Raw genomic sequence first — 14224 nt, 5'->3', positions numbered from 1 at the left:
TATCTGACAATGGTCACGGCTATCTATTTACTTTAATACCCTAGTAAGAGGTTCTAATGCACATTACATACGATCTCCCAGTTGCAATTGAAGATATCCTCGAAGCGAAAAAAAGACTGGCGGGGAAAATATATAAAACGGGAATGCCTCGCTCTAACTATTTTAGTGAACGTTGCAAAGGGGAAATATTCCTCAAGTTTGAAAACATGCAGCGTACCGGTTCATTTAAAATCCGTGGCGCTTTTAACAAGCTCAGTTCATTAACAGAAGCAGAAAGAATGAAGGGCGTGGTGGCTTGCTCTGCAGGTAACCATGCGCAAGGGGTTTCTCTCTCCTGCGCTATGCTCGGTATCGATGGCAAAGTGGTGATGCCAAAAGGCGCGCCGAAGTCTAAAGTGGCGGCAACCTGCGATTATTCCGCAGAAGTGGTACTGCATGGCGACAACTTCAACGACACCATCGCGAAGGTTAGCGAGATTGTGGAAACGGAAGGCCGTATTTTTATTCCACCCTATGATGACCCGAAAGTGATTGCCGGTCAGGGCACTATTGGTCTGGAAATTCTGGAAGATTTGTACGATGTCGATAACGTAATTGTTCCAATTGGCGGCGGCGGACTGATTGCGGGTATTGCAGTGGCAATTAAGTCAATTAACCCGACCATTAAAATTATAGGTGTACAGGCTGAAAACGTTCACGGCATGGCGGCTTCCTTCCACGCTGGAGAAATAACCACGCACCGAACGACCGGCACCCTGGCGGATGGTTGTGATGTTTCCCGCCCGGGTACTTTAACGTATGAAATAGTTCGTGAGTTGGTGGATGACATTGTCCTGGTCAGCGAAGATGAAATTCGCAACAGCATGGTGGCATTAATTCAGCGAAATAAAGTTGTGACTGAAGGTGCCGGCGCGCTGGCATGCGCAGCATTATTAAGCGGGAAATTAGATAGCTATATCCAGAACAGAAAAACAGTTAGCATTATTTCTGGCGGTAATATCGACCTTTCTCGTGTATCTCAAATTACTGGTTTAGTTGACGCTTAATATACTTCGTTGAGGATAGGATATGAGTACTACTGATAGCATTGTATCCAGCCAGACAAAACAGTCGTCCTGGCGCAAATCGGACACCACCTGGACACTGGGTTTATTTGGTACAGCCATCGGCGCCGGGGTGCTGTTCTTCCCTATCCGCGCAGGTTTTGGCGGACTGATCCCCATTTTGATCATGCTGGTGCTGGCATACCCCATCGCCTTCTATTGCCACCGTGCGCTGGCGCGCCTGTGTCTTTCCGGTTCTAACCCTTCCGGCAACATCACAGAAACGGTTGAAGAGCACTTTGGTAAAACGGGCGGGGTGGTTATCACGTTCCTCTACTTCTTTGCGATTTGTCCGCTGCTGTGGATTTATGGCGTCACCATTACCAACACCTTTATGACCTTCTGGGAAAACCAGTTGCAGATGCCAGCGTTAAACCGTGGCTTTGTAGCTCTGTTCCTGCTGTTGTTGATGGCATTCGTCATCTGGTTTGGTAAGGATCTGATGGTTAAAGTGATGAGCTACCTGGTATGGCCGTTTATCGCCAGCCTGGTGCTTATCTCTCTGTCACTGATTCCTTACTGGAACTCTGCGGTTATCGATCAGGTTGACCTCAGCAATATCGCACTGACCGGGCACGACGGCATTCTGGTTACCGTGTGGCTGGGTATTTCCATCATGGTGTTCTCTTTCAACTTCTCACCTATCGTTTCTTCCTTCGTGGTGTCTAAACGTGAAGAGTATGAGAAAGATTTCGGTCGTGAATTCACCGAGCAGAAATGTTCCAAAATCATCTCCCGCGCCAGTATGCTGATGGTTGCCGTAGTTATGTTCTTCGCCTTTAGCTGCCTGTTTACGCTGTCTCCGGCGAATATGGCGGATGCGAAAGCACAGAACATTCCGGTACTGTCTTACCTGGCGAACCACTTCGCGTCACTGTCCGGTACGAAGTCCACCTTCGCGACCGTTCTGGAGTACGGTGCTTCTATCATCGCCCTGGTTGCTATCTTCAAATCGTTCTTCGGGCACTACCTGGGTACGCTGGAAGGTCTGAATGGTCTGGTGCTGAAGTTTGGTTATAAAGGCGATAAAACGAAAGTTTCCGTCGGCAAACTGAACACCATCAGCATGATCTTCATCATGGGCTCCACCTGGGTTGTGGCTTACGCCAACCCGAACATCCTGGACCTGATTGAAGCAATGGGCGCGCCGATTATCGCCTCACTGCTCTGCCTGCTGCCGATGTATGCCATCCGTAAAGCGCCGTCACTGGCGAAATACCGTGGCCGTCTGGATAACGTGTTTGTTACCGCGATTGGTCTGCTGACCATCCTGAACATTGTCTACAAACTGTTTTAATCCATAAGCTCAGGATGAGCGGAGTAGTGAAATGAATGAGTTTCCGGTAGTATTGGTTATTAACTGTGGTTCATCCTCCATTAAATTCTCAGTGCTGGATGCAGCAAACTGTGAAGTTTTACTGGCGGGAATTGCAGACGGTATTAACTCTGAAAATGCGTTCATAGCAATTAATGGAGGAGAGCCAGCTAAGCTGGCTCACCACAGCTACGAAGACGCATTAAAAGCCATTGCTGTTGAACTTGAGAAACGTAATTTAATGGACAGCGTGGCCTTAATTGGCCACCGCATTGCCCACGGCGGAAATATCTTTACCGAATCAGCCATTATTACTGATGAAGTTATAGAAAATATCCGCCGGGTATCGCCTTTAGCTCCTTTACATAATTATGCGAACCTGAGCGGGATTGAATCTGCTCAGCATCTTTTCCCTGGCCGGCAGCAGGTTGCGGTATTTGATACCAGCTTCCACCAGACGATGGCTCCTGAGGCCTATTTGTACGGTTTACCGTGGAAATATTTCGAAGAGTTGGGCGTTCGTCGTTACGGCTTCCACGGCACGTCGCATCGCTATGTTTCTCAGCAAGCGCATGACCTTCTCGACCTGCAGAGTGATGACTCGGGGCTGGTTGTGGCTCACCTGGGGAACGGTGCGTCAATCTGTGCGGTGCGTAATGGGCAGAGCGTTGATACCTCAATGGGCATGACGCCGCTGGAAGGGCTGATGATGGGGACACGCAGCGGCGACGTCGATTTCGGCGCGATGGCGTGGATTGCAAGCGAAACCAACCAGACGCTGAGCGACCTTGAGCGCGTAGTGAATAAAGAGTCCGGTTTACTGGGTATTTCTGGTTTGTCTTCTGACTTACGTACGTTAGAAAAAGCCTGGCACGAGGGACATGAGCGTGCGCAATTGGCAATTAAAACGTTTGTGCATCGTATCGCACGTCATATCGCCGGACATGCCGCATCGCTGCATCGTCTTGATGGGATTATTTTTACCGGTGGAATAGGTGAAAACTCGGTATTAATTCGTCGCTTGGTTATTGAACACCTTGCTGTTTTAGGTGTGAATATCGACAGCGAAATGAATAGTTTGCCAAATTCACATGGCGAAAGAATTATCTCAAATAAAGATGCTCGTGTTATTTGTGCGGTTATTCCCACAAATGAAGAGAAAATGATTGCACGTGATGCCATTGCGTTAGGCAAAATTAATACCTCAGTAGCATTTGCATAATTAATTTTCAGCAGAGAGATTATTTTTCATGAAGGTAAATATCGATACCAGCGATATGCTGTATGCCGAAGCCTGGAATGGCTTTAAAGGTACGGACTGGAAAGAAGAAATTAATGTCCGTGATTTTATTCAGCACAACTACACACCTTATGAAGGGGATGAATCTTTCCTCGCCGAAGCCACGCCTGCAACCACGGCATTGTGGGAAAAAGTTATGGCGGGCATCCGTATTGAAAACTCGACGCATGCGCCGGTAGATTTCGATACCAATATTGCCACCACGATTACCGCACATGATGCGGGTTATATTGAACAGGAACTGGAAAAAATCGTCGGTTTGCAAACGGATAAGCCGCTCAAGCGTGCTCTGCATCCGTTTGGCGGCATCAACATGATCAAAAGCTCTTTTGATGCTTATGGCCGTGAGATGGATGCTGATTTTGAATACCAGTTTACTGAACTGCGTAAAACCCATAATCAGGGCGTATTCGACGCCTACTCTCCGGATATGCTGCGTTGTCGTAAATCCGGCGTGCTGACCGGTCTGCCGGACGGCTATGGCCGTGGTCGTATCATCGGTGACTATCGCCGCGTGGCGCTGTACGGTATCCGCTACCTGGTGCGCGAGCGTGAACTGCAGTTTGCCGATCTTCAGTCGAACCTGGAGTGGGGCCAGAATCTTGAAGCCACGATTCGCCTGCGTGAAGAGCTGTCTGAACACCGTCGCGCCCTGCTGCAAATGCAGGAAATGGCAGCGAAGTATGGCTGCGATATCTCTCGTCCGGCGCGTAATGCGCAGGAAGCGGTGCAGTGGGTCTACTTTGCTTACCTGGCTGCGGTGAAATCGCAGAACGGCGGCGCGATGTCGCTGGGCCGTACCGCTTCGTTCCTCGACATCTACATTGAGCGCGACTTCAAAGCGGGAGTTTTAAACGAGCAGCAGGCGCAGGAGCTGATCGACCACTTCATTATGAAGATCCGTATGGTGCGCTTCCTGCGTACGCCGGAATTCGACACCCTGTTCTCTGGCGACCCTATCTGGGCGACCGAAGTCATCGGTGGTATGGGGCTGGATGGTCGTACGCTGGTGACGAAAAACTCGTTCCGCTATCTGCATACGCTGCACACCATGGGCCCGGCACCTGAGCCGAACCTGACGGTGTTGTGGTCCGAAGCGCTGCCGATCGCCTTCAAAAAATACGCCGCCCAGGTGTCTATCATCACCTCGTCTTTACAGTACGAAAACGACGATTTGATGCGTGCCGACTTTGACAGCGATGACTATGCCATTGCCTGCTGCGTCAGCCCGATGGTTATCGGCAAGCAAATGCAGTTCTTCGGGGCGCGTGCCAACCTCGCCAAAACGTTGCTGTACGCAATCAACGGCGGTGTGGATGAGAAACTGAAAATCCAGGTCGGGCCGAAAACGGTACCGCTGATGGATGACGTGCTGGACTACGACACGGTGATGGAGAGTCTGGACCACTTTATGGACTGGCTGGCCGTGCAGTACATCAGTGCGCTGAACATCATCCACTACATGCACGACAAGTACAGCTACGAAGCATCGCTGATGGCGCTGCACGATCGTGATGTCTATCGCACGATGGCCTGCGGTATGGCGGGCCTGTCTGTGGCGGCGGATTCCCTGTCGGCTATCAAATACGCCCGCGTGAAACCGATTCGCGATGAGAACGGTCTGGCAATTGATTTCGAAATCGAAGGCGACTATCCGCAATACGGTAACAACGACGAGCGCGTGGACAGCATTGCCTGCGACCTGGTCGAGCGCTTTATGAAGAAAATTAAGGTGTTGCCAACCTACCGTAACGCGGTGCCGACGCAGTCCATTCTGACCATCACCTCCAACGTGGTGTACGGCCAGAAAACCGGTAACACGCCGGACGGACGTCGCGCAGGTACGCCGTTTGCGCCAGGGGCGAACCCGATGCATGGCCGCGATCGTAAAGGTGCGGTTGCGTCGTTAACGTCTGTTGCCAAACTGCCGTTTACCTATGCCAAAGACGGTATCTCGTACACCTTCTCGATTGTGCCGGCCGCGCTGGGCAAAGAGGACGGGGTGCGTAAAACCAACCTGGTCGGTCTGCTGGACGGTTACTTCCACCATGAAGCGCATGTGGAAGGCGGACAGCATCTGAACGTGAACGTCATGAACCGTGAAATGTTGATGGATGCCATCGAGCACCCGGAAAACTATCCAAACCTGACGATCCGCGTGTCTGGCTATGCGGTACGCTTCAACGCGCTGACCCGTGAACAGCAGCAGGATGTTATTTCACGTACTTTCACCCAGGCGCTTTGACGCCGGAGGGACTATGAGAAAAGTTATTGCAACCGAATGTGCGCCAGGGGCCATCGGGCCTTACGTACAGGGTGTGGATCTGGGCAGCATGGTGTTGACGTCAGGTCAAATTCCGGTATGTCCCCAGACCGGTGAAGTGGCTGAAAACGTGGCCGATCAGGCCCGTCAAAGCCTGGAAAACGTGAAAGCGATCGTCGAGTCTGCAGGGTTGAAAGTGAGCGATATCGTGAAGACGACCGTTTTCGTTTCCGACCTGAATGACTTCGCCACCATTAACCAGGTGTACCAGCAGTTCTTTGATGAGCACAAGGCTATCTATCCCACGCGCAGCTGCGTGCAGGTCGCTCGCTTACCGAAGGATGTGAAGCTGGAGATTGAAGCTATCGCTGTACGTGGCGACACGCTGTAATCCCTTGCGGGGCGATCTCAGGATCGCCCCGATCCTTAATGAGTGTGAAACCTGGTCTTCACTGAACGGCAATCCGAGGGTGTGGATATGATTAGCGCATTCGATATTTTCAAAATTGGCATTGGACCTTCCAGCTCCCATACCGTGGGGCCAATGAATGCAGGTAAAAGTTTTATCGATCTGTTGGTCAGCAGCGGGGAACTCCCCAAGGCTACGCATATTGTGGTCGATCTTTACGGATCACTCTCTCTGACCGGAAAAGGTCATGCGACAGATATCGCCATCATGATGGGGCTGGCCGGTAACAGTCCGCAAAATGTGAATATAGATTCAATCGCTGGTTTTACTCAGGAAGTGGCCCGTACCGGACGGTTACCGGTGGCAGAGGGCGCGCATGTTGTCGATTTCTCTCCAGATGAAAATATTCTCTTTCATGCCGAAACGCTGCCGCGCCATGAAAATGGTATGCGTCTCACCGCGTGGAACGGCACCGAGACGTTGTTAAGGAAAACCTATTACTCCGTCGGCGGTGGTTTTATCGTTGAAGAGGAGCAATTTGGTCAGGCGCATGATGTTGAAGCACACGTGCCCTACAATTTTCATTCCGCCAGCGAACTGCTGAAACTGTGTGAGCGCAACGGGCTGTCTGTTTCCGGCCTGATGATGCAAAACGAACTGGCGATGCGCAGCAAAGAAGAAATCGATGCTGGCTTTGCTGCCATTTGGGACGTCATGCATGCGGGGATTGAGCGCGGCATGAATACCGAAGGCGTTCTGCCGGGCCCGCTTAATGTACCGCGCCGCGCCGTGGCATTACGTCGGTTGCTGGTTTCCAGCGACAACCTGTCCAGCGACCCGATGAACGTCATTGACTGGATCAACATGTTCGCGCTGGCCGTGAGCGAAGAAAACGCCGCCGGGTGCCGGGTTGTGACGGCGCCGACCAACGGTGCATGTGGAATTATTCCCGCCGTATTGGCCTATTACGACAAATTCCGCCGTCCGGTAAATGCAAATTCCATTGCCCGCTACTTGCTGGCCGCGGGGGCGATAGGTGCGCTGTATAAGATGAACGCCTCGATTTCGGGTGCAGAAGTCGGTTGCCAGGGTGAGATTGGTGTCGCTTGTTCAATGGCGGCTGCCGGGCTGACAGAGTTGCTTGGCGGTAGCCCGTCCCAGGTGTGTATTGCGGCGGAAATTGCTATGGAGCATAACCTGGGGCTGACCTGCGATCCGGTGGCTGGGCAGGTGCAGATCCCATGCATTGAACGTAATGCGATCAATGCGGTTAAAGCCGTCAACGCCGCGCGTATGGCGCTACGTCGGACATCAGAACCACGCGTTTCGCTCGATAAAGTGATCGAGACGATGTATGAAACGGGCAAAGATATGAATGACAAATACCGTGAAACTTCACGCGGTGGGCTGGCGATCAAGGTGGTTTGCAGTTAACTGAATTTGTGTTTATTTCTCCTTTGGGCGCACTTGAGTGTGCCCTTTTTTTTGTTGTGATCCGCCTCAAAAAGAGAAAATAGTTCCATTTTATAAATATAAATAAGAAAAATTTTATTAAACATTGTGAAATAAAGGGGTATGTTTGTGAAGTTTTTCTCTGACCCTCGGCGTATGATTTCTCCATTCTAACGAACTCGCCTGCACGACTCGTTCCGCGTATCGCATTGATGCAGAACGGAAAAATAATAAAACCTTACCCTACATTTTGAGCGAGATTTTTATGGAAACGGCAACGAATAACAGCGTAATACTCGACGCATCTGCCCCGGCGCGTCGGGCGGGAATGACCGAAAGCGAATGGCGTGAAGCCATTAAATTCGACAGCACGGACACTGGCTGGGTCATTATGAGTATCGGTATGGCGATTGGTGCGGGGATTGTTTTTCTTCCTGTCCAGGTCGGGCTGATGGGGCTGTGGGTGTTTTTGCTCTCCTCCGTTATTGGCTATCCAGCCATGTATCTGTTCCAGCGGTTGTTTATCAATACGCTGGCTGAGTCCCCGGAATGTAAAGACTACCCGAGTGTGATCAGCGGCTACCTGGGTAAAAACTGGGGCATTCTGTTAGGTGCGTTGTATTTTGTGATGCTGGTTATCTGGATGTTTGTTTATTCCACCGCGATCACCAACGATAGCGCCTCTTACCTGCACACTTTTGGCGTTACTGAAGGTTTACTGTCCGATAGCCCGTTCTATGGCCTGGTGCTGATTTGCATCCTGGTGGCCATCTCGTCACGTGGTGAACAAATGCTGTTTAAAATCTCTACCGGCATGGTGCTGACCAAGCTGCTGGTAGTGGCAGCGCTTGGCGTGTCAATGGTAGGGATGTGGCATCTGCATAACGCAGGTTCACTGCCGCCGATGGCGCTACTGATCAAAAACGCGATCATCACGCTGCCGTTTACGCTGACCTCGATTCTGTTTATTCAGACCTTAAGCCCGATGGTTATCTCGTATCGTTCGCGCAATAAATCCATTGAAGTGGCGCGCCATAAAGCCCTGCGAGCGATGAATATCGCGTTCGGTATTCTGTTTGTTACCGTCTTTTTCTACGCTGTTTCCTTCACGCTGGCGATGGGCCATGACGAAGCGGTTAAAGCCTACGAGCAGAACATTTCCGCTCTGGCGATTGCCGCGCAGTTTATCAACGGCGCGGGTGCCGGCTGGGTGAAAATCGTCAGCGTTGTTCTGAACATCTTTGCCGTTATGACCGCTTTCTTCGGCGTCTACTTAGGTTTCCGTGAAGCGACTCAGGGGATCGTAATGAACGTGCTGCGCCGCTACATGCCAGCTGAGAAAATCAAAGAAACTCTGGTTCAGCGCGGCATTATGGTTTTCGCCATCCTGCTGGCCTGGAGCGCAATTGTGCTCAATGCGCCGGTGCTGAGCTTCACCTCTATTTGTAGCCCTATCTTCGGCATGGTGGGTTGTCTGATCCCGGCCTGGCTGGTCTACAAAGTTCCTGCACTGCACAAGTACAAAGGCGCTTCCCTGTATCTGATTATTATCACGGGCCTGCTGCTGTGCGTTTCTCCGTTCCTGGCATTTTCCTGAGTTATCTGAGCAAAGGTTGTTGTTATGTTTGAGACTACATTGAATCCATTATGGGATAGTTTTATCCGCGCGGTGCAGGAGGAGGTTAAGCCTGCGCTGGGTTGTACGGAACCTATCTCTCTGGCGCTGGCGGCAGCGGTCGCATCCTCTGAGCTGGACGGTGCGGTTGAACGTATTGATGCGTGGGTCTCACCGAACCTGATGAAAAATGGCATGGGCGTTACCGTGCCGGGTACCGGAATGGTCGGGTTACCTGTCGCGGCGGCGCTGGGTGCGCTGGGGGGAAATGCCCGTGCCGGTTTAGAGGTACTGAAAGATGCGTCGCCACAAGCGATCGCTGATGCGAAAGCGATGTTGAGCGATGGCAAGGTTGCGGTGATGCTGCAGGAGCCTTGCGAGGATATCCTCTTTTCCCGCGCGAAGGTTTACAGCGCTGAAGGATGGGCGTGCGTGACGATTGTTGGTGGGCATACCAACATTGTGCATATCGAGACCAATAAAGGCGTGGTGTTCACCACAGAACAGAACGCGCAGGAAGAGGAGCAGGAGTCACCGCTGGCGGTACTTTCTCACACCTCGCTGGAAGAGATTCTGGCGTTCGTAAATGCGGTACCGTTTGAGTCAATCCGCTTTATTCTTGATGCGGCAAAACTGAATGGTGCGCTGTCTCAGGAAGGGCTGCGCGGTAACTGGGGCTTGCACATCGGAACCACGCTTGAGAAGCAGTGCGCGCGTGGCCTGTTGGCGAACGATCTTTCTACCTCTATTCTGATCCGCACCAGTGCGGCATCGGATGCGCGAATGGGCGGGGCGACGCTGCCAGCCATGAGCAACTCCGGTTCCGGTAATCAGGGGATTACCGCCACCGTCCCGGTGATGGTGGTAGCTGAACACTTTGGCGCGGATGAGGAGAAACTGGCGCGTGCGCTGATGCTGTCTCACCTGAGCGCTATTTACATCCATCATCAGCTTCCGCGTTTGTCTGCGCTGTGCGCGGCAACCACGGCGGCGATGGGCGCTGCGGCAGGGATGGCATGGATCGTGGATGGCCGCTACAACACCATCGCGATGGCGATCAGCAGCATGATTGGTGACGTGAGCGGCATGATTTGCGATGGCGCTTCAAACAGCTGCGCGATGAAAGTTTCAACCAGCGCATCTGCGGCGTGGAAAGCGGTGCTGATGGCGTTGGATGATACTGCAGTAACCGGCAACGAGGGGATTGTGGCGCATAACGTCGAGCAATCTATCACTAACTTGTGTGCGCTGGCATGTCGTTCGATGCAGGAAACCGACAAACAGATCATTGAGATCATGGCCAGTAAGGCACATTAATCTCCAGGCCGGGTAACGTGGAGTCGTCATCCGGCATAAGTCAAAGCCGCCTTTTCAGGCGGCTTCTTCGTCTTCCAGCCGTAGCTCAGCATCGGCCACAATTGCTTCCAGCTCTGTCAGCATTTCTTCATAGCCGAAGGGAACTGTTTCTCGTTTTTCCGGCGCAACCTGCGGCTGGCGTTTTTTTGATGTTTTCTTACTCAACAGTCGTACTCCGTTGTTTTCTCTGACTATACGGGCAAATCTATCAGCAAAGCGCGCAGCGAGGTATCGGCGACTAACGTTATGTTAGTTTCGTCACGAATAAATGCGCCATCGCCGCAGGTAAGTGCTTCCTTTTCTGCGCCAGCGGTCACCGCATGGAATCTGCCGTGGATCGACTGTAAGTAAGCCCGTGGCCCATGTAACTGAAAACTCAGCGATTCACCTTGTTGCAGTTCAACGTGGTGTACCCATACCTGTTGGCGCAGGTGCAGGCTGCCTTGTTCACCGTCCGGCGAGGCCAGCAATTGATGCTTACCGGCACTCAGCGTGGCTTTCTGTACGCAGGCATTTTCGCGCTGCGGGCAGGCGTCCAGCCACAGCTGCATTCGGGTTAACGATTTATCCTTGCTGATATTGTGTTCGCTATAGCTGATCCCCGGCTGTGTCGCGAGAAGTAAAACCTCTCCCGCTTTGGCCTGGATATGGTTGCCTTCGCTATCGCGATACTCCGCTTCCCCTTCGAGAATCAGATTGACGATATCCACCTTCGGATAGGTACGTGGCTGGAAAGAGGCCCCCGGTGCCAGAACTTCCTGGTTCAGAACACGCAGCGAGGCATAACCCAGCAGTTTAGGATCAAAATAGTGTCCAAAGGAGAAGGTATAACGAGCCTGCAGCCAGCCGTAGTCTGCTTGCCCGCATTGTTTGGCTGTACGGGTAGTAATCATAGTTATTGACCTCTCTTTACTTCCTTTTATGTTAAATGGCTAGACGATGCATTGTTAGCCAGATATTCTGCCCGGTATGTTCAAATTTCCTGAATGAGAACGAGATGGCCAAAGAAAGGGCTTTAACGCTTGAAGCGTTACGCGTCATGGACGCAATAGACAGGCGCGGCAGCTTTGCCGCAGCGGCAGACGAACTAGGGCGCGTGCCTTCCGCGCTCAGCTATACCATGCAGAAACTGGAGGAAGAGCTGGACGTGGTGCTGTTTGACCGTTCAGGCCATCGCACAAAGTTCACTAACGTCGGGCGTATGCTGCTGGAGCGTGGACGCGTACTGCTGGAAGCCGCGGATAAACTGACCACCGATGCCGAAGCACTGGCTCGCGGTTGGGAAACGCATCTGACCATCGTTACCGAAGCGCTGGTGCCGACAGCGGCGTTTTTCCCGCTGATTGACCGACTTGCCGGGAAGGCCAATACCCAGCTTTCCGTTATTACCGAAGTCTTGGCCGGAGCATGGGAGCGTTTGGAGCAGGGACGGGCGGATATCGTGATTGCGCCGGATATGCATTTTCGCTCATCCTCAGAAATCAATTCGCGCAAGCTATACTCGCTGATGAACGTCTATGTGGCGGCTCCGGATCATCCCATCCATCAGGAGCCAGAACCGTTATCGGAAGTCACCCGTGTGAAGTACCGCGGGATCGCGGTGGCGGACACCGCCCGTGAACGTCCGGTACTCACGGTCCAATTGCTGGATAAACAGCCGCGTCTGACGGTGAGTACGATAGAAGATAAACGCCAGGCGTTATTGGCCGGCCTTGGCGTGGCGACAATGCCGTATCCGCTGGTAGAAGAGGACATTGCGGCAGGTCGGCTGCGGGTAGTAAGCCCGGAATCGACAAGTGAAATTGATATTATTATGGCCTGGCGCCGGGACAGCATGGGCGAGGCGAAATCCTGGTGTCTGCGGGAAATCCCGAAACTATTCGCGGGTAAATAAGAAATACGCCCCTTCAACGGAAGGGGCGTATTTGAATTCAGGACAGCTGTTTGGGGTCAGCGCCGAAGCGGTTGCTCCCCGGAGTGCCGTTTTGACAGTTGAAAATAATGATGACCAACCAGCCGACGATCGGGATCAATAGCACCAGTAGCCACCAGGCTGAACGATCGGTGTCATGTAAACGCCGGAACTGTACCGCCCACCACGGAATAAAGACCAGAACCCCATAAATCGTTGTTAATATGCCTTCTCCTCCGGCGCGTTCCCAGCCAAGCATTCTGTCCAGAATGCCCAGCACGAACGTGAAGATGATGTTGACCAGCACAAACATCCAGTATTCTTTACGACGCGCGCGGCCACCAAACCCAAAGTAGTTCTTTAATACGTTTAAATACCAATCCATTTTTGCCTCGTTCTGCGTTCAATTACTTGTTTTTAAAGCAATCAAATTAAGAATAGCTGCGAATGGAATGCTGGTAAATGTTTGTAGTATTAATTATTTGGCCCCAAACGGAGGCCAGTGTAAATCAGGCGAAACGCTCGTCACGCCCATGAGGTTCGTCGAGGTCCTGCCACGGGCCGATTGAAATAATACCGGTCGGGTTGATTGTTTTGTGGCTACGGAAGTAGTGATGACGGATGTGGTCAAAGTTGACGGTATCTGCAATACCCGGCATCTGGTAGATATCGCGCAGAAAACCGTACAGATTCAGGTAGTCACTGATACGGTGTTTGTCGCACTTGAAGTGGGTCACATAGACCGGATCAAAGCGTACCAGCGTGGTCCACAGGCGAATATCGGCCTCAGTTAACTGGTCGCCGGTCAGGTAGCGATGCTGACCCAGGATCTGCTCCAGTCGTGCAAGCGATTGAAAGACTTTTTCCACAGCCTCATCGTAGGCTTCCTGGCTGGTGGCAAATCCGGCTTTATATACACCGTTATTGACGTTGTCATAGATCCAGCCGTTCAGCTCGTCGATTTTACTTTGCAGAGTTGGTGGATAGTAATCCCCGGCTTTCGCACCCTGCGCATCAAACGCAGTGTTAAACATGCGGATGATTTCTGCGGATTCGTTACTGACAATGGTGTGGTTCTTTTTGTCCCACAATACCGGAACGGTCACCCGACCGCTGTAGTGTGGATCGGCGTGTAAATACAGCTGATAAAGAAATTCGTGCTGATACAGGGTATCGCCAGTTGCCGCCGGGAAGTTGTCGTCAAAGGTCCAGCCGTTTTCCAGCATTAACGGATGCACAACGGAAACGGAAATAAACGGTTCCAGCCCTTTAAGTTTACGCAAAATCAGCGTGCGATGCGCCCACGGGCAGGCCAAAGAAACGTACAGATGATAGCGGTCTTTTTCGGCGGCGAAGCCACCTTCACCAGTTGGACCCGGAGCGCCATCCGCGGTGAGCCAGTTACGGAAAGCCGATGCAGAGCGTTGAAATTTCCCCCCAGTTGATTTGGTGTCATACCAGGTGTCGTGCCAGACGCCGTCAATCAGTTGTCCCATGAT

13 protein-coding genes are annotated in these 14224 nt (G+C 52.1%); 9 read left to right on the top strand and 4 right to left on the bottom strand.

What is annotated here, in order from left to right; translation table 11 throughout:
• The first annotated feature begins 56 nt into the window (after nucleotides 1-56).
• The 8 genes from tdcB to ACU8YC_RS18120 all read left to right on the top strand — a co-directional run bounded on the left by tdcB (nucleotide 57) and on the right by ACU8YC_RS18120 (nucleotide 10774).
• On the top strand, nucleotides 57-1046 hold the full coding sequence (gene tdcB / locus ACU8YC_RS18155; RefSeq protein WP_187253309.1) for a bifunctional threonine ammonia-lyase/L-serine ammonia-lyase TdcB: 990 nt from the start codon (nucleotides 57-59) through the stop codon (nucleotides 1044-1046).
• Nucleotides 1047-1068: 22 nt separating this feature from the next.
• Entirely contained in the window at nucleotides 1069-2400 is a 1332-nt protein-coding gene (tdcC, locus tag ACU8YC_RS18150; protein ID WP_005131699.1) for a threonine/serine transporter TdcC, read from the top strand.
• A gap of 31 nt (nucleotides 2401-2431) precedes the next feature.
• Nucleotides 2432-3640, top strand: a complete 1209-nt coding sequence (gene tdcD / locus ACU8YC_RS18145; RefSeq protein WP_187253308.1) for a propionate kinase — start codon at nucleotides 2432-2434, stop codon at nucleotides 3638-3640.
• A 28-nt stretch (nucleotides 3641-3668) separates the two neighbouring features.
• Nucleotides 3669-5963, top strand: a complete 2295-nt coding sequence (gene pflB / locus ACU8YC_RS18140; protein WP_446895624.1) for a formate C-acetyltransferase — start codon at nucleotides 3669-3671, stop codon at nucleotides 5961-5963.
• A gap of 13 nt (nucleotides 5964-5976) precedes the next feature.
• Nucleotides 5977-6372, top strand: coding sequence for an enamine/imine deaminase (locus ACU8YC_RS18135; RefSeq protein WP_003828585.1), 396 nt, complete (start codon nucleotides 5977-5979; stop codon nucleotides 6370-6372).
• Nucleotides 6373-6459: 87 nt separating this feature from the next.
• On the top strand, nucleotides 6460-7824 hold the full coding sequence (tdcG, locus tag ACU8YC_RS18130) for an L-serine ammonia-lyase (protein WP_151217827.1): 1365 nt from the start codon (nucleotides 6460-6462) through the stop codon (nucleotides 7822-7824).
• A 283-nt stretch (nucleotides 7825-8107) separates the two neighbouring features.
• Nucleotides 8108-9439, top strand: coding sequence for a hypothetical protein (locus ACU8YC_RS18125; RefSeq protein WP_446895623.1), 1332 nt, complete (start codon nucleotides 8108-8110; stop codon nucleotides 9437-9439).
• Between the two features lie 24 nt (nucleotides 9440-9463).
• The gene (locus ACU8YC_RS18120; RefSeq protein ID WP_151224391.1) at nucleotides 9464-10774 is read left to right on the top strand and encodes an L-cysteine desulfidase family protein; all 1311 of its coding nucleotides are present in this window, start codon (nucleotides 9464-9466) and stop codon (nucleotides 10772-10774) included.
• Nucleotides 10775-10828: 54 nt separating this feature from the next.
• Here ACU8YC_RS18120 and ACU8YC_RS18115 read toward each other — a convergent pair whose 3' ends face one another.
• Nucleotides 10829-10978 (bottom strand): hypothetical protein, encoded by a 150-nt coding sequence (locus ACU8YC_RS18115; RefSeq protein ID WP_151217824.1) that lies wholly within the window; start codon nucleotides 10976-10978, stop codon nucleotides 10829-10831.
• 26 nt (nucleotides 10979-11004) lie between these two features.
• Complete coding sequence (locus tag ACU8YC_RS18110; protein ID WP_151224390.1) at nucleotides 11005-11706, bottom strand: pirin family protein; 702 nt, start codon at nucleotides 11704-11706, stop codon at nucleotides 11005-11007.
• Between the two features lie 104 nt (nucleotides 11707-11810).
• Between ACU8YC_RS18110 and yhaJ the strand changes: the two genes are divergently transcribed.
• Nucleotides 11811-12707 (top strand): DNA-binding transcriptional regulator YhaJ, encoded by an 897-nt coding sequence (gene yhaJ / locus ACU8YC_RS18105; RefSeq protein WP_003024855.1) that lies wholly within the window; start codon nucleotides 11811-11813, stop codon nucleotides 12705-12707.
• Between the two features lie 37 nt (nucleotides 12708-12744).
• Here yhaJ and ACU8YC_RS18100 read toward each other — a convergent pair whose 3' ends face one another.
• Together ACU8YC_RS18100 and yqjG are read right to left on the bottom strand one after the other, a co-directional pair.
• On the bottom strand, nucleotides 12745-13110 hold the full coding sequence (locus ACU8YC_RS18100) for a DUF805 domain-containing protein (protein WP_003024853.1): 366 nt from the start codon (nucleotides 13108-13110) through the stop codon (nucleotides 12745-12747).
• Between the two features lie 124 nt (nucleotides 13111-13234).
• Nucleotides 13235-14221: a glutathionyl-hydroquinone reductase YqjG gene (gene yqjG / locus ACU8YC_RS18095; RefSeq protein WP_187259057.1), complete on the bottom strand. Its 987-nt coding sequence runs from the start codon at nucleotides 14219-14221 to the stop codon at nucleotides 13235-13237.
• Nucleotides 14222-14224 lie beyond the last annotated feature (3 nt).

The sequence above is a fragment of the Citrobacter sp. VF227 genome (assembly GCF_052950715.1).
This window is presented reverse-complemented; position numbering and strand designations above follow the sequence as displayed.